Origin of the sequence: Streptomyces brevispora (assembly GCF_007829885.1) — a bacterium.
GTDB classification, from domain to species: Bacteria; Actinomycetota; Actinomycetes; order Streptomycetales; family Streptomycetaceae; genus Streptomyces; species Streptomyces brevispora.
Genome location: NZ_VIWW01000001.1, coordinates 597024 through 618153, shown reverse-complemented (window position 1 = coordinate 618153; position 21130 = coordinate 597024). Strand labels below are relative to the sequence as shown.

Annotated in this window: 21 protein-coding genes and 1 pseudogene; 16 read left to right on the top strand and 6 right to left on the bottom strand. The window is 71.5% G+C overall.

Features of this window, described 5'->3' with window-relative positions:
• Positions 1–9: 9 nt before the first annotated feature.
• Genes pnuC through FHX80_RS02895 form a run of 5 tightly spaced genes read left to right on the top strand, consistent with a single transcriptional unit; the run spans position 10 to position 4284 of the window.
• Positions 10–663, top strand: a complete 654-nt coding sequence (gene pnuC / locus FHX80_RS02915; RefSeq protein WP_145762666.1) for a nicotinamide riboside transporter PnuC — start codon at positions 10–12, stop codon at positions 661–663.
• Entirely contained in the window at positions 660–1739 is a 1080-nt protein-coding gene (locus tag FHX80_RS02910) for an AAA family ATPase (RefSeq protein ID WP_145762665.1), read from the top strand. The genes pnuC and FHX80_RS02910 overlap by 4 nt, the downstream gene beginning before the upstream one ends.
• Positions 1736–2470 carry an NUDIX hydrolase gene (locus FHX80_RS02905; protein WP_145762664.1) on the top strand — a complete coding sequence of 245 codons (735 nt, stop codon included), beginning with the start codon at positions 1736–1738 and terminating at the stop codon, positions 2468–2470. The genes FHX80_RS02910 and FHX80_RS02905 overlap by 4 nt, the downstream gene beginning before the upstream one ends.
• A complete protein-coding gene (locus FHX80_RS02900; protein WP_145762663.1) occupies positions 2467–3489 on the top strand; it encodes an ADP-ribosylglycohydrolase family protein in 1023 nt (340 codons plus the stop codon). Before FHX80_RS02905 ends, FHX80_RS02900 begins: the two co-directional genes overlap by 4 nt.
• 3 nt (positions 3490–3492) lie before the next feature.
• Entirely contained in the window at positions 3493–4284 is a 792-nt protein-coding gene (locus tag FHX80_RS02895) for a nucleotidyltransferase domain-containing protein (RefSeq protein ID WP_145762662.1), read from the top strand.
• On the opposite strand, the gene FHX80_RS02890 is transcribed toward FHX80_RS02895, so the two are convergent.
• Complete coding sequence (locus FHX80_RS02890) at positions 4273–4995, bottom strand: nucleotidyltransferase domain-containing protein (protein WP_145762661.1); 723 nt, start codon at positions 4993–4995, stop codon at positions 4273–4275. The two genes, FHX80_RS02895 and FHX80_RS02890, sit on opposite strands and share 12 nt — an antisense overlap.
• 102 nt (positions 4996–5097) lie before the next feature.
• Between FHX80_RS02890 and FHX80_RS02885 the strand changes: the two genes are divergently transcribed.
• The 7 genes from FHX80_RS02885 to der all read left to right on the top strand — a co-directional run bounded on the left by FHX80_RS02885 (position 5098) and on the right by der (position 10661).
• Positions 5098–5460 carry a DUF1304 domain-containing protein gene (locus tag FHX80_RS02885; protein ID WP_145762660.1) on the top strand — a complete coding sequence of 121 codons (363 nt, stop codon included), beginning with the start codon at positions 5098–5100 and terminating at the stop codon, positions 5458–5460.
• A gap of 16 nt (positions 5461–5476) precedes the next feature.
• On the top strand, positions 5477–6097 hold the full coding sequence (locus FHX80_RS02880; RefSeq protein WP_244318121.1) for a TetR/AcrR family transcriptional regulator: 621 nt from the start codon (positions 5477–5479) through the stop codon (positions 6095–6097).
• 86 nt (positions 6098–6183) lie between these two features.
• Positions 6184–6546 carry a chorismate mutase gene (gene aroH, locus FHX80_RS02875; RefSeq protein WP_145762658.1) on the top strand — a complete coding sequence of 121 codons (363 nt, stop codon included), beginning with the start codon at positions 6184–6186 and terminating at the stop codon, positions 6544–6546.
• Positions 6543–7628: a prephenate dehydrogenase gene (locus FHX80_RS02870; protein WP_145762657.1), complete on the top strand. Its 1086-nt coding sequence runs from the start codon at positions 6543–6545 to the stop codon at positions 7626–7628. The genes aroH and FHX80_RS02870 overlap by 4 nt, the downstream gene beginning before the upstream one ends.
• A gap of 123 nt (positions 7629–7751) precedes the next feature.
• Entirely contained in the window at positions 7752–8468 is a 717-nt protein-coding gene (gene cmk, locus FHX80_RS02865) for a (d)CMP kinase (RefSeq protein ID WP_145762656.1), read from the top strand.
• Positions 8465–9127, top strand: coding sequence for a lysophospholipid acyltransferase family protein (locus FHX80_RS02860; protein ID WP_145762655.1), 663 nt, complete (start codon positions 8465–8467; stop codon positions 9125–9127). Before cmk ends, FHX80_RS02860 begins: the two co-directional genes overlap by 4 nt.
• A gap of 64 nt (positions 9128–9191) precedes the next feature.
• Entirely contained in the window at positions 9192–10661 is a 1470-nt protein-coding gene (der, locus tag FHX80_RS02855) for a ribosome biogenesis GTPase Der (RefSeq protein WP_145762654.1), read from the top strand.
• Between the two features lie 123 nt (positions 10662–10784).
• Here der and FHX80_RS02850 read toward each other — a convergent pair whose 3' ends face one another.
• Both FHX80_RS02850 and FHX80_RS02845 read right to left on the bottom strand, forming a co-directional pair.
• Entirely contained in the window at positions 10785–11129 is a 345-nt protein-coding gene (locus FHX80_RS02850) for a hypothetical protein (protein ID WP_145762653.1), read from the bottom strand.
• A gap of 137 nt (positions 11130–11266) precedes the next feature.
• Entirely contained in the window at positions 11267–12049 is a 783-nt protein-coding gene (locus FHX80_RS02845; protein WP_145762652.1) for a hypothetical protein, read from the bottom strand.
• A 679-nt stretch (positions 12050–12728) separates the two neighbouring features.
• On the opposite strand from FHX80_RS02845, the gene FHX80_RS02840 reads away from it, so the two are divergent.
• Positions 12729–12944 (top strand): I78 family peptidase inhibitor, encoded by a 216-nt coding sequence (locus FHX80_RS02840; RefSeq protein WP_145762651.1) that lies wholly within the window; start codon positions 12729–12731, stop codon positions 12942–12944.
• Positions 12945–13179: 235 nt separating this feature from the next.
• Here the strand turns inward: FHX80_RS02840 and FHX80_RS02835 are convergent, their stop codons facing one another.
• Positions 13180–14217 carry a phosphatase PAP2 family protein gene (locus tag FHX80_RS02835; RefSeq protein WP_145762650.1) on the bottom strand — a complete coding sequence of 346 codons (1038 nt, stop codon included), beginning with the start codon at positions 14215–14217 and terminating at the stop codon, positions 13180–13182.
• Positions 14218–14798: 581 nt separating this feature from the next.
• Between FHX80_RS02835 and FHX80_RS02830 the strand changes: the two genes are divergently transcribed.
• Together FHX80_RS02830 and FHX80_RS02825 are read left to right on the top strand one after the other, a co-directional pair.
• The gene (locus FHX80_RS02830; RefSeq protein WP_145762649.1) at positions 14799–16526 is read left to right on the top strand and encodes an MFS transporter; all 1728 of its coding nucleotides are present in this window, start codon (positions 14799–14801) and stop codon (positions 16524–16526) included.
• A 96-nt stretch (positions 16527–16622) separates the two neighbouring features.
• Complete coding sequence (locus tag FHX80_RS02825) at positions 16623–17834, top strand: acyl-CoA dehydrogenase family protein (protein WP_145762648.1); 1212 nt, start codon at positions 16623–16625, stop codon at positions 17832–17834.
• A gap of 36 nt (positions 17835–17870) precedes the next feature.
• Here the strand turns inward: FHX80_RS02825 and FHX80_RS02820 are convergent, their stop codons facing one another.
• Positions 17871–18314 (bottom strand): cell division protein SepF, encoded by a 444-nt coding sequence (locus tag FHX80_RS02820; protein WP_145762647.1) that lies wholly within the window; start codon positions 18312–18314, stop codon positions 17871–17873.
• Between the two features lie 307 nt (positions 18315–18621).
• Between FHX80_RS02820 and FHX80_RS02815 the strand changes: the two genes are divergently transcribed.
• On the top strand, positions 18622–19875 hold the full coding sequence (locus tag FHX80_RS02815) for a DUF5685 family protein (protein WP_208764763.1): 1254 nt from the start codon (positions 18622–18624) through the stop codon (positions 19873–19875).
• Between the two features lie 7 nt (positions 19876–19882).
• Here FHX80_RS02815 and FHX80_RS02810 read toward each other — a convergent pair.
• A pseudogene (locus tag FHX80_RS02810) lies at positions 19883–20823 on the bottom strand (ABC transporter substrate-binding protein).
• Positions 20824–21130: the final 307 nt, after the last annotated feature.

Sequence of the window (21130 nt, the reverse complement as noted above, 5' to 3'; positions counted from 1 at the left end):
GAGGCGGGTGTGAGTCTCGCGGACGTCCTCGATCCCCTGCAGCAGCCCCTGGTCACCGTCCTGGACACCCCGGTCAGCTGGACCGAGGTGCTGGGATTCGGCAGCGGGGCGCTGTGTGTCCGGCTCGTGGCCCGCCAGCACCTCGCCAACTGGCCGATCGGAATCGCCAACAACCTCTTCTTCATCCTGCTGTTCGCCCAGTCCGGCCTGTACGCCGACGCCGGGCTCCAGATCGTCTTCATCGCCCTTGCCGCGTACGGCTGGTGGACCTGGACCCACGGGGGTGGACCAGGGGCGGACGGCCTGCCGGTGCGGAGTACCACCCGCGCCGAGTGGGCCCTGCTGTTCGCGGCAGGGGTGGTGGGGACCCTCGCGCTGACCGTGCTGCTGGACCGGGCCACCGACTCGACGGTGCCCTTCTGGGATGCCCTGACCACCGCACTGTCGCTGGCGGCGACGTACGGGCAGTGCCGGAAACTCGTCGAGTCGTGGTGGCTGTGGATCGCCGCCGACGTGGTGTACATCCCGCTCTACGCGTACAAGGAGCTCTACCTCACCTCACTCCTGTACGCCGGCTTCCTGATGCTGTGCCTGATCGGCCTGCGCAACTGGAGGCGTGATCTCACCCGCCGGCAACGCGGGCCCGCGGAGGTCGTGGCATGAAGCGTTTCGCGCACGGGCTGGTACTCGGCAAGTTCTACCCGCCGCACGCCGGTCACCACCACCTCGTCCGCACCGCCCAGGACCGCTGCGAGCGGCTCACCGTGCTGGTCTGCGCCGCCTCGGTGGAGTCCGTCCCGCTCGCCGACCGGGTCGCCTGGATGCGCGAGGCGCACCCGGACGTGACGGTGGTGGGCGCCGTCGACGACACCCGGATGGATCTCCACGACCCGGCGATCTGGGACGCCCACATGGCGGTCTTCACCGGGGCGGTGCCCGAGCCGGTGGACGCCGTCTTCAGCTCGGAGTCGTACGGGGACGAACTCGCCCGCCGCTTCGGCGCCGAGTCCGTCTGCGTCGACCCTGGCCGCACGGTCTTCCCGGTCTCCGGTACCGCCGTGCGCGAGGACCCGGCGGGCTGCTGGGACTTCCTCGAACCGCCGGTACGGGCCGCGCTCACCCGCCGCGTCGTCGTCCTGGGTGCCGAGTCCACCGGCACCACCACCCTGGCCCGCGCCCTCGCCGCCCACTACCGCCGACGCGGCGGCATCTGGGCGCTCACCGGCTACGTCGCCGAGTACGGGCGCGAGTTCAGCGAACAGAAGCTGGCCGCGCTGCGCGCCCGGCGGCCCCGGGCCCAGTGGGAGGACGTCGCCTTCACCACCGACGACTTCCCATTGATCGCCGAGGTCCAGAACGCCCGGGAGGAGGCGGCCGCCCGCACCGGATCCCCGGTGCTCATCTGCGACACCGACTCCTTCGCCACCACGGTGTGGCACGAGCGGTACGTCGGCGGACGCAACCCGCTCGTCGAGCGCACGGCCGACCGGGCCGGCCATCACCTGTGGCTGCTGACCGGCCACGAGGGCGTCGCCTTCGAGGACGACGGGCTGCGCGACGGCGAGGAGCTGCGTCCCTGGATGACCGACCGCTTCCGCGCCGAACTCACCCGTACCGGAAGGAACTTCATCGAAATCACCGGAAGCCGCCAGGAGCGCCTGGCTACCGCCGTCGAGGCGGTCGACGCCCTGCTCGCCAAGGGCTGGGACTTCGCCGCACCCCTCCCGGAACGGCGATGAGCGCCGCCGCCCCCGAGGGCTACGACCCGTACGCCTTCGAACCGTTCGCGGTCACCGTCGACCTGGCCGTCTTCACGGTCCGCGACACCCGGCTGCACGTCCTGCTCGTCGAGCGGGGCGAGGACCCCTACAAGGGCCACTGGGCGCTGCCCGGCGGCTTCGTCCTGCCCCGCGAGTCCGCCGGGAACGCGGCCCGCCGGGAGCTGGCCGAGGAGACCGGGCTGAGCCAGGACACCGTCGCAGCCCTCCACCTGGAGCAGCTGCGGACCTACAGCGACCCGGACCGCGACCCGAGGATGCGCGTCGTCTCCGTCGCCTACACCGCACTCGTACCCGATCTGCCCGAACCGCGCGGCGGCGGCGATGCCGCCAGCGCCCGCTGGTGGGACGCCGGAACACTGGGCGCGCTCGCCTTCGACCACGACCGCATCCTCGCCGACGCACGGACGAGGATCGGCGCCAAACTCGAGTACACCTGCCTGGCCACCGCGTTCTGCCCGCCCGAATTCACCCTGGGAGAACTCCAGCAGGTGTACGAGACGGTCTGGGGCGTCGAGCTGGACCGGCCCAACTTCCGGCGCAAGGTCCTCACCACGCCCGGCTTCGTCCAGGCCGTGGAAGGACCACCGCGCCGCACCGGCGGACGCGGGAAACCGGCCGCCCTCCACCGGGCGGGTGCCGCCACCGCCCTGCACCCCCCACTGCTGCGACCGGAAGGAAGAAGCACGTGATCGTGACCAGGACCATCACCAAACAGGCCGCCACCGGCGCGCTGACCGGGCTCGCGCTCGGCGATGCGCTGGGCTTCCCGACCGAGTTCAACAACGTGCCGTCGATCCTCGCCAAGTGCGGGCCGTGGCGCCAGATGAGGCTGCCGAATCCGGCCTTCGTCACCGACGACACCCAGATGACGCTCGCCCTGGGGCGCGGCATCCGGTCCGCCATGGACCGCGGGCTGCTCACCCCGCTCCGGCTGGTGCGCCCGGTGCGCGACGAGTTCGTCGACTGGTACCACTCACCCGACAACAACCGCGCCCCGGGACGCAGCTGCATGACCGCCTGCCGGATGCTCGACAGCGACCGGATCTGGCAGGAGGCCAGTCAGACCGGCTCCAAGGGCTGCGGCGCCAACATGCGTGTCGCTCCCGTCGGACTCGTTCCCGGACTGAGCGACGAACAGCGCGCCGGAGCCGCCCAGTTGCAGGCGGCCCTCACCCACGGACACCCGACCGCACTCGCCGCGTCCGACCTGATGGCCCGCGCGGTGTACCTGCTGGCGCAGGGCGCCGAACCGGTGGGGCTGATCGGGCAGCTGCGCAGCTACGCGTACGAGAACAGCGGCAACTACCTCACGCGCTGGCTCGGCGATCTCTGGCGGTACGCGGGCGACTCCTCGCCTGAGCTCTACATCCAGCGGGGCTGGGAGGAATGCCTCACCGCGCTGGCACGCGTTCAGGACGCGCTGCGCAACCCGTCCCCGGAGACCGATCCCTGCGAGGCGACCGGCGACGGCTGGATCGCCGAGGAGGCCCTGGCCACGGCCCTGCACTGCTTCCTGCTCTTCCCCGACGAACCGGTCACCGCCCTGCGCCGTGCCGCCTGTACCCGGGGCGACTCCGACTCGCTCGGCTGTCTGACCGGCGCGCTCGCGGGGGCGCATCTGGGCTCGGGGGCCTGGCCCAAGGAGTGGTCGGAGCGGATCGAGTACCGCAGCGACCTGCTGTCACTGGGGGCGCTCTGGGACTCTTGAGCCGTGCCTACGGACACGACGCACCTCCGGAACGCCGGGCTGCCGGTCACCGACCTCGGCCCGGTCATCGCCGGGGAGCGACACCCGCTGCTGTTCGCCACGGTCTCCGGGGCGCACCTGTACGGGTTTCCCTCCCGCGACTCGGATGTGGACCTGCGGGGGGTCCACCTCCTGCCCGCCGAGGATCTCGTCGGGCTGCGCGAGACGGAGGAGACGCACGCGCGGACATGGGACCGGGACGGCGTGGAGATGGACCTCGTGACGCATGACCTCCGTAAGTTCGTCCGGCTGATGCTGAAGCCGAACGGCTACGTGCTGGAGCAGTTGCTCTCTCCGCTGGTCGTGCACACGACCCCGCTGCACACGGAGCTGGTGGCCCTCGCCCCGACCGTCCTCACCCGCAACCACGCCCACCACTACCGGGGGTTCGCGAACACCCAGTGGCGGCTCTTCGAGCGGACCGGGGAGCTGAAGCCGCTTCTCTACACCTTCCGGGCGCTGCTCACCGGTATCCATCTGATGCGCAGCGGTGAGGTGCTGGCACACCTGCCGACCCTCCTCGACCGGGTGCCGGCGCCCGCCTGGCTCCCCGGTCTGATCGCGGCCAAGGAAGAGGCCGAGCACGGGGAGGCGAAGGGCGTGGACGGGGCGGCGGTGTCCCGGGGCGTCGAGTCGCTGCACCGGGTGCTGGACGAGGCGCAGGCCGGCTCGGGGCTCCCGGACGGGCCGAGCGGGTTCGACGCGCTGCACGAGCTGGTGGTGCGGGCCCGCCTCACCCCGGCGTCAGCCGGCTGAACCTTCCCCGGCCGGCGGGGCGGCCAGCGCGGACGCCCGGCGGGCGCGGATCAGGAAGTCCTCGATCCGTGCCCGGTCCGGCTCCGCGGGCAGCGGGGAGGAGGCGGCGGCCTCGTCGTTCTCCTCGGCCAGCGCGGACATGCGCCGCTGCACCTCCGGCCAGGCGACCTCGCCCCGTTTGACGGCCAGCAGTTCGTCGCGGGCCGCGCCCACGTCGATCGTGAGCGCTCCCGTGCGCAGCAGATCCCGGCTGCTCGCCAGCAGCCGCAGCAGATGCATGGCGTGCTTCCAGCGCGGCGCCCCGTACTGCCGTACGTCCGCGTCCAGTTTCCTGCGCTGGCCCAGCGCGTAGCGGACGAAGGTTCCGTGGGCCTGCCGGGACAGGAACGCCCCGCGCAGCGAGAGGAGTTCACGGCCGGTCGCGTCGGCCTGTTCCACCAGGGGCGAGTGCAGGCACTCCAGCACATTGGGGTTGGCCCGCAGCGCCAGTTCGCAAAAGCGCTCCAGCTCCCAGGAGAACTGCTCGTCGGCCGGCCCCTCGACATGGGCCGGAGGCTTGTCGAACCGCCAGAACAACGGGGTCGGCGCGAGGTAGACCCCCCGCCGGTCGGTGTCGCTGCCGTCCGTGGCGAGCCCGAAGGCGCGCGAGCCCATCACGCAGGAGTAGACCGTGTGGTCGCGCACGAGCGCCTCGTCGGAGGGAGTGATCATGCGGGGAGGTTACGCGAAACGACTTCCTGTACAGTTGTCCAGGAAGTTGCGCCGGTGCCGAACCGGTGCCGGGTCGATGCGGAAGGTCGTCAGGTCGACACCATGCAGACAGCAGCCCAGGTGCTCGTCGCGCTCGTCGCGCTGATCCACATGTATTTCCTGGTCCTCGAAATGTTCCTCTGGGACACCCCGCGCGGCCGCAAGGTCTTCGCCACGACGCCGGAGTTCTCCAGGCAGAGCGCGCCGATGGCCGCGAACCAGGGGCTCTACAACGGCTTCATGGCCGCCGGGCTCGTCTGGAGCCTGATCGCCGGTGACCCCGTCGCCCGCCCGGCGCAGATCTTCTTCCTCTGCTGCCTGGTCGTGGCCGGGGTGTACGGCGCGGCCACCGTCAGCCGGAAGATCCTCCTCGTGCAGGCGCTACCCGCCGCCGCGGCCCTCGTGCTCGTAGTGACGGCGGGCTGAACCGGTGGCGCCGGCAGTGACCGCGGGCAGCGGCGACCCGCGTACCGCCCGGACCCGCGGCAGGCTGCGTGAGGCGCTCCTCGCGGCGTGCGAGGAGCAGCCGCTCGACCGGGTCAGCGTCTCCGAGACCGTCCGCCGGGCCGGAGTGGGCCGGGCCACCTTCTACCTGCACTACGACGACCTGCGCGCCCTCGCCGTGGACGCCTGCGCCGAGATCGTCCGGCAGGCCGTGGACGCCCTGCACGCCTGGGACGGGGCGCCGCCGGGGCCCGACGCACCGCCCGCGGAGCTGACCGGCCTGCTGGGCGCCGTCAGGGACCGCGCCGAGGTCTACCGGAGCCTGCTGGGCACGGGCGGCGGCGGACCGCTCGGCGCGCTGCTGCACGAGGAGCTCAGGGCGCGCAGCCTCGCCGAACTCGGTCGCCGCCGCCCTGCCGGGACCGGAGCCGACGTGATCGCCAGTGCCGTGGCGGGCCTGTTCGCCGGGGTCCTCGCCGACTGGGTGCACGAGCGCATCGACGCCACCCCCGCACAGCTCGCCGGAAAGGTCTGGCGGATGCTGGTCGCCGTGCACGCCACGGCCGCGTCTCACGGACAGGGCACCCCGACGGCCGGCCCCTTCACCCCTCTACGCTGAAACCCAGGCGCACGAAGCGGTACGGACGAGCGCACGAAGTGGTGCGGACAGGCGCACGAAGCGTACGGACAAGCAAGGAGCACGACGTGGCGGTACGAGCGGTCCGCGGAGCCGTCCAACTGGAGCGGGACGAGGCCGGACACATGGACGAGCAGGTCAGCGCCCTTCTCACCGCCGTTCTGGAGCGCAACAGCCTCGTCGCGGACGACCTGATCAGCATCTGGTTCACGGCTACCCCCGACCTGCACAGCGACTTCCCGGCGGCCGCCGCGCGCGGGATCGGTATCGTCGACGTACCGCTGATCTGCGCCCAGGAGCTGGACATCGAGGGGGCGATGCCCCGGGTGGTCCGGATCCTCGCCCACATCGAGACGTATCTCCCCAAGTCCGAGATCGCCCATGTCTACCTCGGCGCCACCGCCGCCCTTCGCAAGGACATCGCCCAGTGAGAACCGCCGTTGTCATCGGAACGGGCCTCGTCGGCACCTCCGCGGCCCTCGCCCTCGCCGGGCGCGGCATCAAGGTCCACCTCGTCGACCACGACCCGGAGTCGGCCCGGACGGCTGCCGCGCTCGGCGCGGGCACCGACGAGGCGCCCGAGGGGCGGGTCGATCTGGCGATCGTCGCCGTACCGCCGGCCCACACCGCGTCCGTGCTCGCCACCGCGATGCGCAGCGGCGTCGCCCGCGGCTACCTCGACGTGGCCAGCGTCAAGGGCGGCCCGCGCCGCGAACTCGAAGCGCTCGGCGTCGACCTCACCCCGTACGTCGGTACGCATCCCATGGCCGGCAAGGAGCGCTCCGGTCCGCTCGCCGCCACCGCGGACCTCTTCGAGGGCCGCCCCTGGGTCCTCACGCCGACCCGGGACACCGACACCGAGGTGCTCAACCTCGCCCTGGAACTGGTCGCGCTGTGCCGTGCCGTCCCGGTCGTCATGGGCGCCGACGCCCACGACAGGGCCGTCGCCCTCGTCTCCCACACCCCGCAGCTGATCTCGTCGATGGTCGCCGCCCGGCTGGAGGAGGCCGACGAGACCGCGGTACGCCTCTGCGGGCAGGGCATCAGGGACGTCACCCGGATCGCCGCCTCCGATCCCCGGATGTGGGTGGAGATCCTCTCCGCCAACCCCGGACCCGTCGCCGACGTCCTCGCCGGGGTCGCCACCGATCTGGAGGAGACCGTACGGGCGCTGCGCGGGCTGCAGTCCGCCGACGAGGACAAGCGGCGCGCGGGCACCGAAGGCATCCAGGACGTCCTGCGCCGCGGCAACGCCGGCCGGGTCAGGGTGCCGGGCAAGCACGGGGCGGCCCCCGCCTCGTACGAGATCGTGGCCGTCCTCATCAGCGACCGGCCGGGCGAGCTGGCCGGGATCTTCGCGGACGCCGGCCGGGCCGGGGTCAACGTCGAGGACGTACGGATCGAGCACGCCACCGGCCAGCAGGCCGGCCTCGTCCAGCTGATGGTCGAACCGAGCGCCGCCCCGGGCCTCAGCGCCGCCCTGCGCGAGCGCGGCTGGTCGATCCGGCCGTAGCCCTTGCCGCACCTGGCCGGGAGGCACTTTTCCACAGGGGTGGTCGGGACCGCCCCGGCACTCGGTAACCTTGTGCGGGGCGGGTTCACGCGTCCCGTCCCGCCCACCCCGTGTACCAGGAAGGTGTCCACCACCGTGGAAACCGCAAGCGCCGCCGCCCGGACGGCCCCGGCCGCAGTGATCGTCGCCATCGACGGGCCCTCCGGCACCGGCAAGTCCAGCACGTCCAAGGCCGTCGCCACCCAGCTCGGCCTGAGCTACCTGGACACCGGTGCCCAGTACCGGGCGATCACCTGGTGGATGCTGAACAACAACATCGACGTGCACGACGCGATGGAGGTGGCCACCGCGGCCGCCAAGCCCGTCATCGTCTCCGGCACCGACCCCACCCGCCCGACGATCACCGTCGACGGCGAGGACGCCTCCGGCCCGATCCGTACGCAGGAGGTCACTTCCAAGGTCAGCGCCGTCAGCGCCGTCCCCGAGGTGCGCACCCGGATCACCGAGCTGCAGCGCACCATCGCCGCCGGTGCGGAGAGGGGCATCGTGGTGGAGGGCCGTGACATCGGCACCACCGTGCTGCCCGACGCCGACATCAAGATCTTCCTGACCGCTTCGCCGGAGGCGCGGGCCGCCCGCCGCAGCGGAGAGGTGAAGGGATCCGATCTCGCCGCCACCAAGGAGGCGCTGATCAAGCGCGACGCCGCGGACTCCGGCCGCAAGACCTCGCCGCTCGCCAAGGCGGACGACGCCGTGGAGGTGGACACCACCGAGCTGACGCTTCAGCAGGTCATCGAGTGCGTCGTCACCCTCGTCGGGGAGAAGCAGGCCGCGAAGTGAGCCCAGCCACGGGCGCACCCACACTGCGCGGAGCGGCGGTCGGGCGGGGCATCGGCATCGGGCTGATGTACGGGCTGTTCAAGCCCCGTGTGCTCGGCGCGTGGCGGGTCCCTGCCTCGGGACCCGTCATACTCGCGGTGAACCACTCGCACAACGTCGACGGTCCGATGCTGATGGGCACCGCGCCCCGGCCCGTCCACTTCCTGATCAAGAAAGAGGCGTTCGTCGGCCCCCTGGACCCGTTCCTGCGCGGAATAGGTCAGCTGAAGGTGGACCGTACGACCGCCGACCGCACCGCCATCACCCACGCCCTCGGCGTACTGGAGGACGGCGGGGTGCTCGGGATCTTCCCCGAGGGCACCAGGGGCGAAGGAGACTTCGCCTCGCTGCGCGCCGGGCTCGCGTACTTCGCGGTACGCAGCGGGGCGCCGATCGTGCCCGTGGCCGTCCTGGGAAGCACCGAGCGGCGCGGACGGTTGATATCGGCACTGCCGCCGCTGCGCAGCCGCGTCGATGTCGTCTTCGGGGACGCCTTCGAAGCCGGTGACCGCAGCGGCAGGCGGACGCGCAAGGCGCTGGACGAGGCGACGTTGCGGATCCAGGGACGGCTGACCGGCCACCTGGAGCAGGCCAGGCGCCTCACCGGGCGTGCTGAGTAAGACGTGAGTAGTGGACCGCGTGCTGCGTGGTCCACCGATGATGATGCAAAGAGGAACGGACTTCATGAACGACCAGATTCACTCCGGCGGCTCGGACCACGAGCACGGAGCGCTTGGCGATGCCGAGTACGCGGAGTTCATGGAGCTCGCCGCGCAGGAGGGGTTCGACCCCGAGGACGTCGAGGGCGCGATCGGTGAGGCCGGTCACGGACCGCTTCCCGCTCTCGCCATCGTCGGCCGCCCCAACGTCGGCAAGTCGACCCTGGTGAACCGGATCATCGGCCGTCGTGAGGCCGTCGTCCAGGACAAGCCCGGCGTCACCCGTGACCGCGTCAGCTACGAGGCCGAATGGGCGGGCCGCCGCTTCAAGGTCGTCGACACCGGCGGCTGGGAGCAGGACGTGCTCGGGCTGGACGCCTCCGTCGCGGCCCAGGCCGAGTACGCCATCGAGACGGCCGACGCGGTCGTCTTCGTGGTCGACTCCACCGTCGGCGCCACCGACACCGACGAGGCCGTCGTCAAGCTGCTGCGCCGGTCCGGCAAGCCCGTCGTGCTCTGCGCCAACAAGGTGGACGGACAGAGCGGTGAGGCGGACGCCACCGCGCTCTGGTCGCTCGGCCTCGGCCAGCCGCACCCGGTCTCCTCGCTGCACGGCCGCGGCACCGGCGACATGCTCGACGCCGTCCTGGAAGCACTCCCCGAGGCGCCGGCCCAGTCGTTCGGCACCGCGCTCGGCGGGCCGCGCCGCATCGCGCTGATCGGCCGCCCCAACGTCGGCAAGTCCTCGCTGCTGAACAAGGTGGCCAACGAGGACCGTGTCGTCGTCAACGAACAGGCCGGAACCACCCGTGACCCGGTCGACGAGCTGATCACGCTCGGCGGCATCACCTGGAAGTTCATCGACACGGCGGGCATCCGGCGCCGGGTCCACCTCCAGGAGGGCGCGGACTACTACGCCTCGCTGCGTACCGCGGCTGCCGTGGAGAAGGCCGAGGTCGCCGTCATCCTGATCGACTCCAGCGAGTCGATCAGCGTCCAGGACCAGCGCATCATCACCATGGCCGTCGAGGCCGGACGCGCGATCGTCGTCGCCTTCAACAAGTGGGACACCCTCGACGAGGAGCGCCGCTACTACCTGGAGCGCGAGATCGAGACGGAGCTCGCGCAGGTCGCGTGGGCCCCGCGGGTCAATGTCTCCGCCCTCACCGGCCGCCACATGGAGAAGCTGGTCCCGGCGATCGAGACCGCGCTGGAAGGCTGGGAGACCCGTGTTCCGACGGGCCGGCTGAACGCCTTCCTCGGCGAGATCGTCGCTTCCCACCCGCACCCGATCCGCGGCGGCAAGCAGCCCCGGATCCTCTTCGGCACTCAGGCGGGCACCAAGCCGCCGCGCTTCGTGCTCTTCGCCTCCGGCTTCCTGGAGCATGGCTACCGGCGCTTCGTCGAGCGCCGGCTGCGCGAGGAGTTCGGCTTCGAGGGCACCCCGATCCACATCTCGGTGCGGGTCCGCGAGAAGCGCGGCCGCAACAAGTAGGCAGCAGGTGACGCGGTCCCGGCACGTGCGTGCCCGGACCGCGTTCCGGGCTTCACAGAGCCCCGGACACGACGGAGCCCCGGACCGCTCGGAGAACGAGCGGTCCGGGGCTCCGTCGTGCGGTCAGGCTCCTCGCGAACCCGGCGGCAGCGCGGCCTGCACCCGCCCCGCGTGCCGCCCCACCCGCTGCCAGGAGCCGAGGCTTCCGGTGTGCGTGCCGGGGGCGCTGCCGCTGTGCCCCGCGGCTCCGCCCGTTCCGCCGGACGCACCCGCCGCACCGTGGCCCGAGTGGCTGCTCAGCGGGGCGCGGGAGCCGAAGAAAGCGCTGCCGAAACTCGGAAGTCCCAGACTCTCCTCCCCGCTCCGGTCACCCGGCAACGCCCTGAACGAGCGGCGGTACTCGGAGTACAGCGCGTCGTAGATCGGGGTGCGGGACGGGCCACCCGATGGGTCCTGCGCGGGACGCATGGCCGGGATCGGGCTCGGACGCTGGTGGGAGGGGTCGTATGAGTGCACGTACGTGCCAACGACCCCACCGCCCGTCGGATGCGGGCCCGCCGGAGAATTAGCTGTTCGACCAGAGGGCTCGGGGCGCACGGACACGATCAGGTACCGGCCAGCGGCATCGCCGCGGCGACCAGGATCCCGCCGGCCGAAGCCTTCTCCAGCGCGTCGCGCAGCAGATCCTCGCGCGGCTGCTGGCCGATCGCACCGGCCGGGGCGGCATAGACGAGCACGGTCTGCGACTTGTTCGCGGCGGTCCGCCAGCCCTCGGTCACCTGGAGGGGCGCGTGCGCCTGCCACCAGGCCACCGGTGCGCCCCCGCCCGTGCCCGGCTGGAGCACCGCGTGCAGCTGCCCCATGGCGAGCAGGATCGACCAGCCGTGCAGCACTTCGGGGACCTGATCCATCCGCTGGACCGGGTGGAAGCCCTGCTCCAGCAGCAGTTGCAGGAACTCGTCGCCACCGCTGCCGTCCGTGCCGGGCCGGGCGATCGCCCCGGTCGGTTCGACGACCAGGGCCGGGTGGAGTTCGTCGTCGATCAGGACGAGGCCGCTGGTGATCCCCAGCACGGCCTGCTCGGGGTTCAGCCGGTCCTGCGCGTCCTGCTCGCTCCCGGTGATGCTGCGCACCGCCCCCTGCAGCTGCTCCTCGGCGACCTGGACGACCTGGGAGGGGATGCAGGTCGCGTGCGCGAAGGCGAGGACTGCGGTCTCGTCGCCGACGAACAGCACCGTGCTGGTGCGTTCCTGCTCCGAGTCGCCGGGGGTGCGGCAGGAGGTGCAGTCGTAACTGCCGGGGGCGTTGTCGCCGACGAGCAGCCGGTCGGCTTCGGCGTCGCCGATCTCGGCGCGTACGTCCTCGCTGACGTCGAGCATGCGCGGCACGGGTGGCTCCTCGAACTCGGTACGTGCGCCGGGCGGTTCCCGGCTCATGAAGAAGACAACGGGTGAGCTGCTGCCGGGGTCACGCGAGAAAGCGAACGGAATCGAACCGGGGAGCAGGTCGACGAGGAAATGAGGCGATATGTCAGAAGATGGCAGGTCGTGGCGCGAGGCCGGCGCCCTGTCGGTGGGCCGGTCCTGCGCCGACGGGGAGCGTGCTCGTACGGACGGGGGCGTGCTCGTGCCCACCCCCGGCGGCGGCGCCCGGAGCGGCTGCTCCGATCCCGGAAGACGGGTGATTCGGGGCGTCCGCTATACGGGCGGAACCGTGCGGCCCGGCCGGTCCGATGGTGTGGATACTGTGAGCATGAGATAAGGGTGCGATAAGGAAGGGTGAATTTCCGGCGGATCTCTCGTTCGCGGAGGGTAATCCGGAGGGAAATCGATATGGCCCGGCAATGAATATCCGACCGGTTTTTCCGGCGCTCCCGGTCGTTCACTCCCGGGCCAGTGTGATTACTGTGCGTCCATTTGCGAATCACGCGTTCGAGTGAGCGGGGTCGACAGGAACGCATGTGGTGATCCTGTGACACAAGCGTGACCGGTGGGGGACGTGAGGATGCCGTGCGGCCGGTCGGCGCCCGGCTTCCGCCGTCGTCCGGGGCCGCCTACGGTGAGAGGCATGGCACCCATACCGACTCCTTCCGCCCAGCCCGACGACACGCCCGGCGCGTATGTCGGCCTCACCTCCGAAACCGCCGAACGGCGGGCCCGGGAGCGTGGCTGGGACACGGTCAGAGCCCTGCCGCCGGGCACCGTCATCACCATGGAGTTCCAGCGCGGCCGGATCAACTTCGAGGTCGACGGCGGCGTCGTGAAGCGCTGCTGGATCGGCTGAGCGCCGCGCACGGCCCATGGCGACTGCCCGGGACGGTCCTGGGCAGTCCGGGGTAGTCCGGGGTAGTCCCGGGGCGGTCCGGGGTGGCCCTGGGGGTTTGCCCCCGTACCCAGGGGACTGGTGCGGACGCGCCCCGACCGTATGAGTGAAGGCCCCGACCGCTGGAAATCCAGTGGTCGGGGCCTTCACTCATACGGGTGCGGGGCTGTGCGTATCGTTCCCGCGGCCCGTCGCGTCAGCCGCCCGTCACCGGCCGGGCCGGAGCCGTACCGCCGCGCGGTGTGCGGTCCGCGTGCGGCGGGCGGCGGCTGCCGGCCGGGGTGACCGGCGTGCGCTCGGAGCGCACCGCGTGACTCTGGTGCGCGGGAGGGGCCGGGTGGGCGCGCGGGCGGCCCGCGGCCGTGATCACCGCCGCCTGGCGTCCACCCGCGGCCACCGGTTCGCGGACCGGGTTCTGCGCGGCGGCATCGCCCACGGCCGGCGGTCCGGCCGGAACCGGCCTGGGGCCGCCCGCTGCCACCGGCGGGGACGGCACGAGCCTGCTGTGGGCACTCAGCCGCTCGCGGGCGGCGAAGATCCAGTTCTCCGCCCGGGTGATCAGCGGCTCGACCCACGGCAGGCCGAGCAGGATCAGCAGACCCGCAGCCCAGCCCAGCACCACGTCGCTGAGCCAGTGCGTACCGAGGTAGACCGTCGTCAGGCCGACCCCGAGGGACACGACTGCGGACATCGCCGACAGATAGCGCCTGGCCCGCGGGGTGGCGGCCAGGTAGGCAAGGATTCCCCAGGTCACGACCGCGTTGGCGGTGTGCCCGGAGGGAAATATATCGCCGCCGGCGAAGAGTTCGGCCGAGCCGACCTGGGTCGCGTAGTGCGGGCCGAGCCGGCCGAGGCCGTACTTGACCGCCCCGACCGTCGCGTTGAGCAGCAGCAGTGAGGCGCCCAGCGTCAGCAGCGGCCGCAGCGTGTGCTGCCGCCAGGAGCGCCAGCCGAGCCAGCAGGCGACCATGACGGCCGTGGGTCCGCGCTGGCCGAGTACGACGTAGTAGTCGAGGAACGCATGGATTCCGGGCCACTGCTGGTACGGCCGGAAGAGCATGACCTTCCAGTCCAGGGTCACCAGCCAGGACGACATGAGCACGGCAATGACGATGGCGAGATAGAACGCCAACGTCCCGCCGAAGAGAGCGATGCGGTGACGGCTCATCCGCGGTGTCTCTATCTTCGGCGGTTCCGGCTCCCGGTCCAGGCGGGCGAAGATGTCGGTACGCACCCAATCGACGTTACAGCGAGTGAGTGGGTGACCTGGTCGATCCGGCTGCTTTGTGATGACGATGTGATGTGGACAATGTCTCAGGACAGCCTGATTTCCCGGGCCTCCGGGGAATCCTGGATTCCATCTGTTCTATTTCTCCGGCGTTCACTCCGGAGGGGTTTTCGGATATTGACGGAAAAGTGCACGGGATGTCGAAGTGCATTTGTCAGGAGCCCCGGGGGAGCGGAACGGACGGTATCGGTCCGGTTACTCGGGGCCTGTGTCCGCCGTTCACCGGGCAGTCCGCGACGTCGTTCGCCGGGTAGTCCGCGACGCCGCCCGGAGGCCGTCGCGCACACCGCGGAACGGTCGGTCGTCGCAGGTCGCGAGAGGGTTCCGGGCGGCCGGGGACGGGTGGGCGCAGTGGCGTACAGCACACCCGGCGGCCGTTCCGGGTATGAGATGGGACACGTGTCGCCCTGTCGAACTCGCGTACGCTGACGGATTACTCGCCCGTCGATGCCGGGACCGGAGGGACAGCGGACGCTGAATCCCCAGGGGGCCTGCCGAGCGCGAGGGACCTTTTGGGAGGTAGATGCATGTCCGGGACGACCACAGCCCGAATCCGCCTGCGCGCAGCCGCCGACGGTGCCAATCGATGGGTCGTCCTGGTCGTCCTCTGCCTCAGCCTGCTGCTCGTGGCGCTCGATGCGACGGTGCTGCATGTCGCCGTCCCCGCCGTCACCGAGGACCTGCGGCCCAGCGCCGTCGGGCTCCTGTGGATCGTCGACGCGTATCCGCTGGTCTGCGCGTCGCTGCTGATCCTCTTCGGCACTCTCGGTGACCGGGTCGGGCGGCGGCGCATCCTGCTGCTCGGCTACGCGCTCTTCGGGGTCGCCTCCGCCGTCGCCGCCATGGCCGACAGCGCGGGCGTGCTCATAGCGGCACGGGCCCTGCTCGGTGTCGGCGGCGCGATGATCATGCCCGCCACCCTGTCCATCCTCCGCCAGGTCTTTCCGGACCGGCGTGAGCGGGCCGTGGCGATCGGGGTGTGGTCCGCGGTCGCCGCGGTCGGCGCCGCCACCGGACCGGTCGTCGGCGGCTTTCTCGTCGAGCACTTCTGGTGGGGCTCGGTCTTCCTGATCAACATTCCGCTGATGGCCCTGATCCTCCCGGTCGGCCGGCTGCTGCTCCCGGAGTCCCGCGGCAGCGACGACGGCCCCTGGGACGTGTTCGGTGCGCTGATGGCGGCGGCCGGTGTCCTCGGAGTGGTCCTGGGCGTGAAGCGGGCGGGCACCGGCGAGGGTCTCCTCGGGCCGGCCACGCTCGCGCCCCTGCTGATCGGGGCCGCACTGCTCGTCGCGTTCGTCCGCCGCCAGAAACGGCGGACGCACCCGCTGATCGACATGGGGATGTTCGCCAGACCCGCCTTCACCACCGCGGTGGGCTGCATCGTCCTCGCGATGCTCGCCCTGGTCGGCCTGGAGCTGATCGCCGTCCAGTACCTCCAGCTCGTCCTGGGCCTCAGCCCGCTGGAGACGGGCCTGCGGCTGCTGCCGCTCACCTTCGCCGCGATGGCCGCGGGCGCCACCGGCTCGTACACCCTGCGCCGTATCGGGCCGCGCCGGATGGTCGGCTGGGGTTTCGTCCTGACGGCCGCGGCGGTGCTGATGCTGACCGCGATGGGGCAGCACGACCGGCCCGGCCTGCTGACGGTGTCCTTCGTCGTGCTCGGCTTCGGCCTGCAGTCCACGCTCTTCGGTGCCTACGAGTCGATGCTCAGCGAGGCCCCCGCGGACCGGGCCGGCGGGGCGGCCGCGATAGGCGAGACCTCGTACCAGCTGGGCGCCGGCATGGGGATCGCGCTGCTCGGTAGTGTCATGAACGCCGCGTACGCCCCGGGCCTCGCGCGGCTCCCCGAAGCGGGCGTCCCCACCTCGGCCGGCGCCGCCGCCTCCCACTCGCTCGGCGAGGCGTACCAGGTCGCCTCGCAACTGGGCGGCCCGCTCGGCCAGGTGCTGCGCTCCACGGCCCGGCACGCCTTCGTCGACGGGCTGCACATCACGCTGCTGGTCAGCGCCGCCCTGCTGCTGCTCGGCGCACTCGCCGCGCTGCGGCTGCCGCGGCTGATGGAGTGCCCGCCGCCGCTCTGCGAACCCCGCGCATCCATGGAGGGCCGCCGGGCGGCCGACGCCCGGGAGAGCGAGGATCCCCGCGGGTACCGGGGCCACGAAGCGCCGGTCGCGGAGCGGCCCAAGGTGCTGCTTCCGCTCCCCGTCGCGCGGCGGCCTGCCGAGGCGACCGGCTCTGGACGCACGGCACACTGAGCCGTAACGTCAGCACGTCGCCGTGACTAACACTGCTAGTTTTCGGCGTTCCCGTACCGCCCTCAGTACCGTGCGAGCCGCCGGAGGCACCTCCTCATGTCCACCGCTCCGTCCTCGAAAGTCCCGCCCTTCGACCCCCGCGACCCGATCGGCATCGACGACCTCCTGAGCGCCGAGGATCTCGCGATCCGCGACACCGTACGGGCCTGGGCCGCCGACCGGGTCCTGCCGCACATCGCCGAGTGGTACGAGAACGGCGAGCTGCCCGGTATCCGCGACCTGGCCCGCGAACTCGGTTCGCTCGGGGCCCTGGGCATGTCCCTGGAGGGCTACGGCTGCGCGGGCGCCACCGCCGTCCAGTACGGGCTGGCCTGCCTGGAGCTCGAAGCGGCCGACTCCGGGATCCGCTCGCTCGTCTCCGTGCAGGGCTCCCTCGCCATGTACGCCATCCACCGTTTCGGCTCCGAGGAGCAGAAGCAGCGGTGGCTGCCCGGCATGGCGGCCGGCGAGATCATCGGCTGCTTCGGCCTCACCGAACCCGACCACGGCTCCGACCCGGCAGGGATGCGGACCCACGCCAGGCGCGACGGCGAGGACTGGGTGCTCAGCGGCCGCAAGATGTGGATCACCAACGGCTCGGTCGCCGGGGTCGCCGTGGTGTGGGCGCAGACCGGCGAGGACGGCGCGGGCGCCGGCATCCGCGGCTTCGTCGTGCCGACCGACGCGCCGGGGTTCGCCGCACCCGAGATCAGGCACAAGTGGTCCCTGCGCGCCTCGGTCACCAGCGAGCTGATCCTCGACGACGTGCGGCTGCCGGCCGATGCCGTGCTGCCCGGCGTCACCGGCCTGCGTGGGCCGCTCGGCTGTCTCAGCCATGCCCGTTACGGCATCGTCTGGGGAGCCATGGGTGCGGCACGGGCCAGCTTCGAGGCGGCCGTGGACTACGCGCGGACCCGTGAGCAGTTCGGTAAGCCGATCGGCGGCTTCCAGCTCACCCAGGCCAAGCTCGCCGACATGGCGGTCGAACTCCACAAGGGCATCCTGCTCGCCCATCACCTGGGCCGCCGGATGGACGCCGGCAGGCTCCGCCCGGAGCAGGTCAGCTTCGGAAAGCTGAACAACGTGCGGGAGGCCATCGAGATCTGCCGCACCTCGCGCACGATCCTCGGCGCCAACGGGATCTCGCTGGAGTACCCGGTGATGCGGCATGCGACGAATCTGGAGTCGGTGCTCACCTACGAGGGAACCGTGGAGATGCACCAGCTGGTGCTGGGCAAGGCGCTCACCGGTCTGGACGCGTTCCGGTGAAGGATGGCCACCGGACCGATCCGGTGAGCACCCCGCTCAGCTCTGGTTGAAGAAGCCGTCGGCCGGCCGGCCGGCGGCTTCGCCGCTGACCACCTGGGTGTCGGCGGGGGTCAGCAGGAAGACCCGGGTGGCCACGCGGTCGATCGACCCGCGCAGTCCGAAGATCAGCCCTGCGGCGAAGTCCACCACGCGCTTGGCGTCGGCGGAGTCCATGGCGGTGAGGTTCATGATCACCGGGACGCCGTCCCGGAAGAGCTCACCGATGCTCCGGGCGTCCCGGAAGCTGTCCGGGGTCACAGTGGCGATCCGGTGGCCCGTCTCCTTGGCCGTCTCGGACGCCACCTGCACCCGCGGATCGGTCACCCAGGCCTGTCCGGTCCCGGTCCGTACACCCTCGGAGTACTCGTCGTCGTCGTAGTACCGCTCGTCGTTGTCCTCTACGAGGCCCAGCCAGGCACTCGCCTTGCGCACCGATCCCATGGACGCCTCCTCTCACCGCGGTTCCTTGGCGTTCCGCATCTCTTTCGTATCCCTATGGTCGTCCATGATGCGGATCGTGCGCCAAGGGGATAGGCGGCGCGCAGGGCATTCGTGACGGTACTGGTGCAGAGGATGTGGCGATTCGTCAGGGTTCCTCCCGCAAAAGGGCCCTGAAGAAAGAAAATATGACCGTCCAGTCCGTACGGGTGACATGGGGGACGTACGGGTGAACGGGACGCTCGGTACGATGCGCACCGCGCACTCGTCCGACTGTGGCGCACAGCTGAACGACTCCTGGGGGATCGTCGTGTTCGGAATCGTCAGGCCCTGCACCCACCGGCTCTCGGAGGGGCTCAAGGCCGAGTGGATGGCCCATCTGTGCGGGCTCTGTCTGGCACTCCGGTCCGACCACGGGCAGTTCGCCCGGATCGTCACGAACTATGACGGCCTGATCGTCTCCGTCCTGACGGAGGCTCAGACCGAGCGCACCCCCGCACAGCGCCGCACGGCGGGCCCGTGCCCGCTGCGCGCCATGCGGACCGCGCCGGTCGCGCGGGGCGAGGGCGCCAGGCTGGCGGCAGCCGTCTCCCTGGTGCTGGCCTCGGCGAAGGTGCGGGACCACGTCGCCGACCGGGACGGCCTGTTGAAGCGGCGCCCGGTGGCCGCCGCGGCCCGCAGGGTGGCGGCGGGCTGGGACCGTGCCGGGGCGCGTACCGGCGCACAGCTCGGCTTCGACACGGCGCTGCTCGTCGACGCCGTGGACCGGCAGACCGGCATCGAGCTGCTCGCGGGACCGGGTACCCCGCTGCTGACGGTCACCGAGCCCACCGAGACGGCCACCGCCGCGGCCTTCGCGCACACCGCCGTACTCGCGGGCAAGCCGCGGAACGCCGCGCCGCTGGCCGAGGCCGGCCGGCTCTTCGGGCGCCTCGCGCATCTGCTGGATGCCGTGGAGGACCAGGAAGCTGACGCGGCGTCGGGTGCCTGGAACCCGCTCACCGCGACCGGCACCTCGCGCACCGAGGCCAGGCGGCTGTGCGACGACGCGCTGCGCGGCGTACGGCTGGCGCTGCGCGACGCGGAGTTCGCCGACGGCAAACTGGCACATGTGCTGCTGGCGCACGAACTGCGGCGCTCGGTCGACCGCGCCTTCGCCACGGACGTCTGTTCCCATCAGTCGGGGGGCCTGATGGCCGAGGGACTGACGAGTCCAGGAACAGCCGACCATCCGTCAGGAGGGCGGCACACGAGGACGTTCGGGCCGCCGCCGGGCAACCCGTACGCCCCCTCGGGGCCGGGGGCCCCCTTCGGTCCGCCGCAGCCGCCGCCGGAGCCCCCGCGCGACCGGCGCGGGCTCATAGCGGGGTGCCTGGTGTGGGCGGGTCTGGCCTGCACCTGCCAGATGTGCTGCGGCACCTTCGACGATCCGTGGAGCCGTCAGCGCCGTGAGGGGCTGTGCAGCCAGTGCGACTGCGGTGACTGCTGCGATGGCTGCTCCAACTGTGGCGATTGTTGTGACGGCTGTGACTGCTGCGACTGTGGATGCGACTGCGGCTGCTGAGTTCGCGTCACCTGATTTCGGGCGGCGAGATCTGCGAGGTCGTGACCGCGGAGGCGTCGATGCCCCACTTCTTCAGGATCCGGTCGTAGGTGCCGTCCGCCATGAGGCTGTTGACGGCGGCCCTGAAGGCGGGCGCCAGCGGAGTGCCCTTCTTGAACGCGAAGCCGACGTCGAGCCGCTTGAACTCGTTGAGGAAGCGCACGCCCTCCTGCTGCTTCACGGCGTACCGCAGCCCATTGATGGTCGACATCACCACGTCGGTCCGGCCCTGCTGGAGCGAGCTCCAGATCGCGGCCAGGTCGGAGTACGTCTTCACCTCGTACGGCTTCTTGCCGGCATCGGAGCACCGGTGCCTGTCGTCCTCCGGTGTCACCTCGAACGTGGTGCCCGCGGCGGTGCCCAGCGTCAGCCCGCAGAGCTGGGTCAGATCGGTGACCTTCCTCAGCTCGCTGTCGTCACGGACCGCGAAGTCCTGCCCGTCGTTGAGGTAGGTGACGAAGTCGATCGCGCGGCGGCGCTCGTCGGTGACCCCGAAGTTGCCGGTGCCCACGTCGTACTTCCCGCTGCCGAGCGCGGGCAGGATCGCTTCGAACGCGGCGACCTCCCGCCTCGGCTTCAGGCCGAGCACCCCGGCCACGGCGTCCGCGAAGTCGATGTCGGTACCGGCCAGGGTCGTACCGTCCGCCAGACAGGTGGCGCTGGGCGGGCTGCCGACGGCGGCGGCGATGTCCAGGGTTCCGGAGGAGCGGACGGCGGCGGGCAGCAGGTCGGCCGCGGCCCTGTTCCGCTTCACCCCTGACACGACGTCGGCCGTGGGGACCGCGCCCTTGGCCACGGGACCGGCCGCGCCGGCGGGGTGACCGCCGGATCGCCGGAACCGCACGCGGTGAGAGTCAGCGCGGCCGCGGTGATCAGCGCGAAGGCAGCGGTGTGCCGGGTACGGGTCATCAGAGAGGTTCTCCGGTTTCGGCGGCCGTGGACGGGCGCTGGGCAGCGCCGGGCAGCCCACGGCCGGGGCGGAGGAAGGCGCGCTGCGACGTCGGAGGGCTCAGCGTGAGGGGAGGGTGATGCGCTGTCGCGTACGCGAGGGCACGCAGGGAGAAACGCTCAGGCGCCGGTCACGGCGCGAGGAGAGCGCGAGGAGAAAAGAGCGAGGAGGAAGTGCGGGAGACGCAGGGGGTCAGCTCAACAGGAACAGGACCACACGCGACCGAAGTCGATGTGGGAGCGCTTGACCAGCCACTTCTGCGAATGC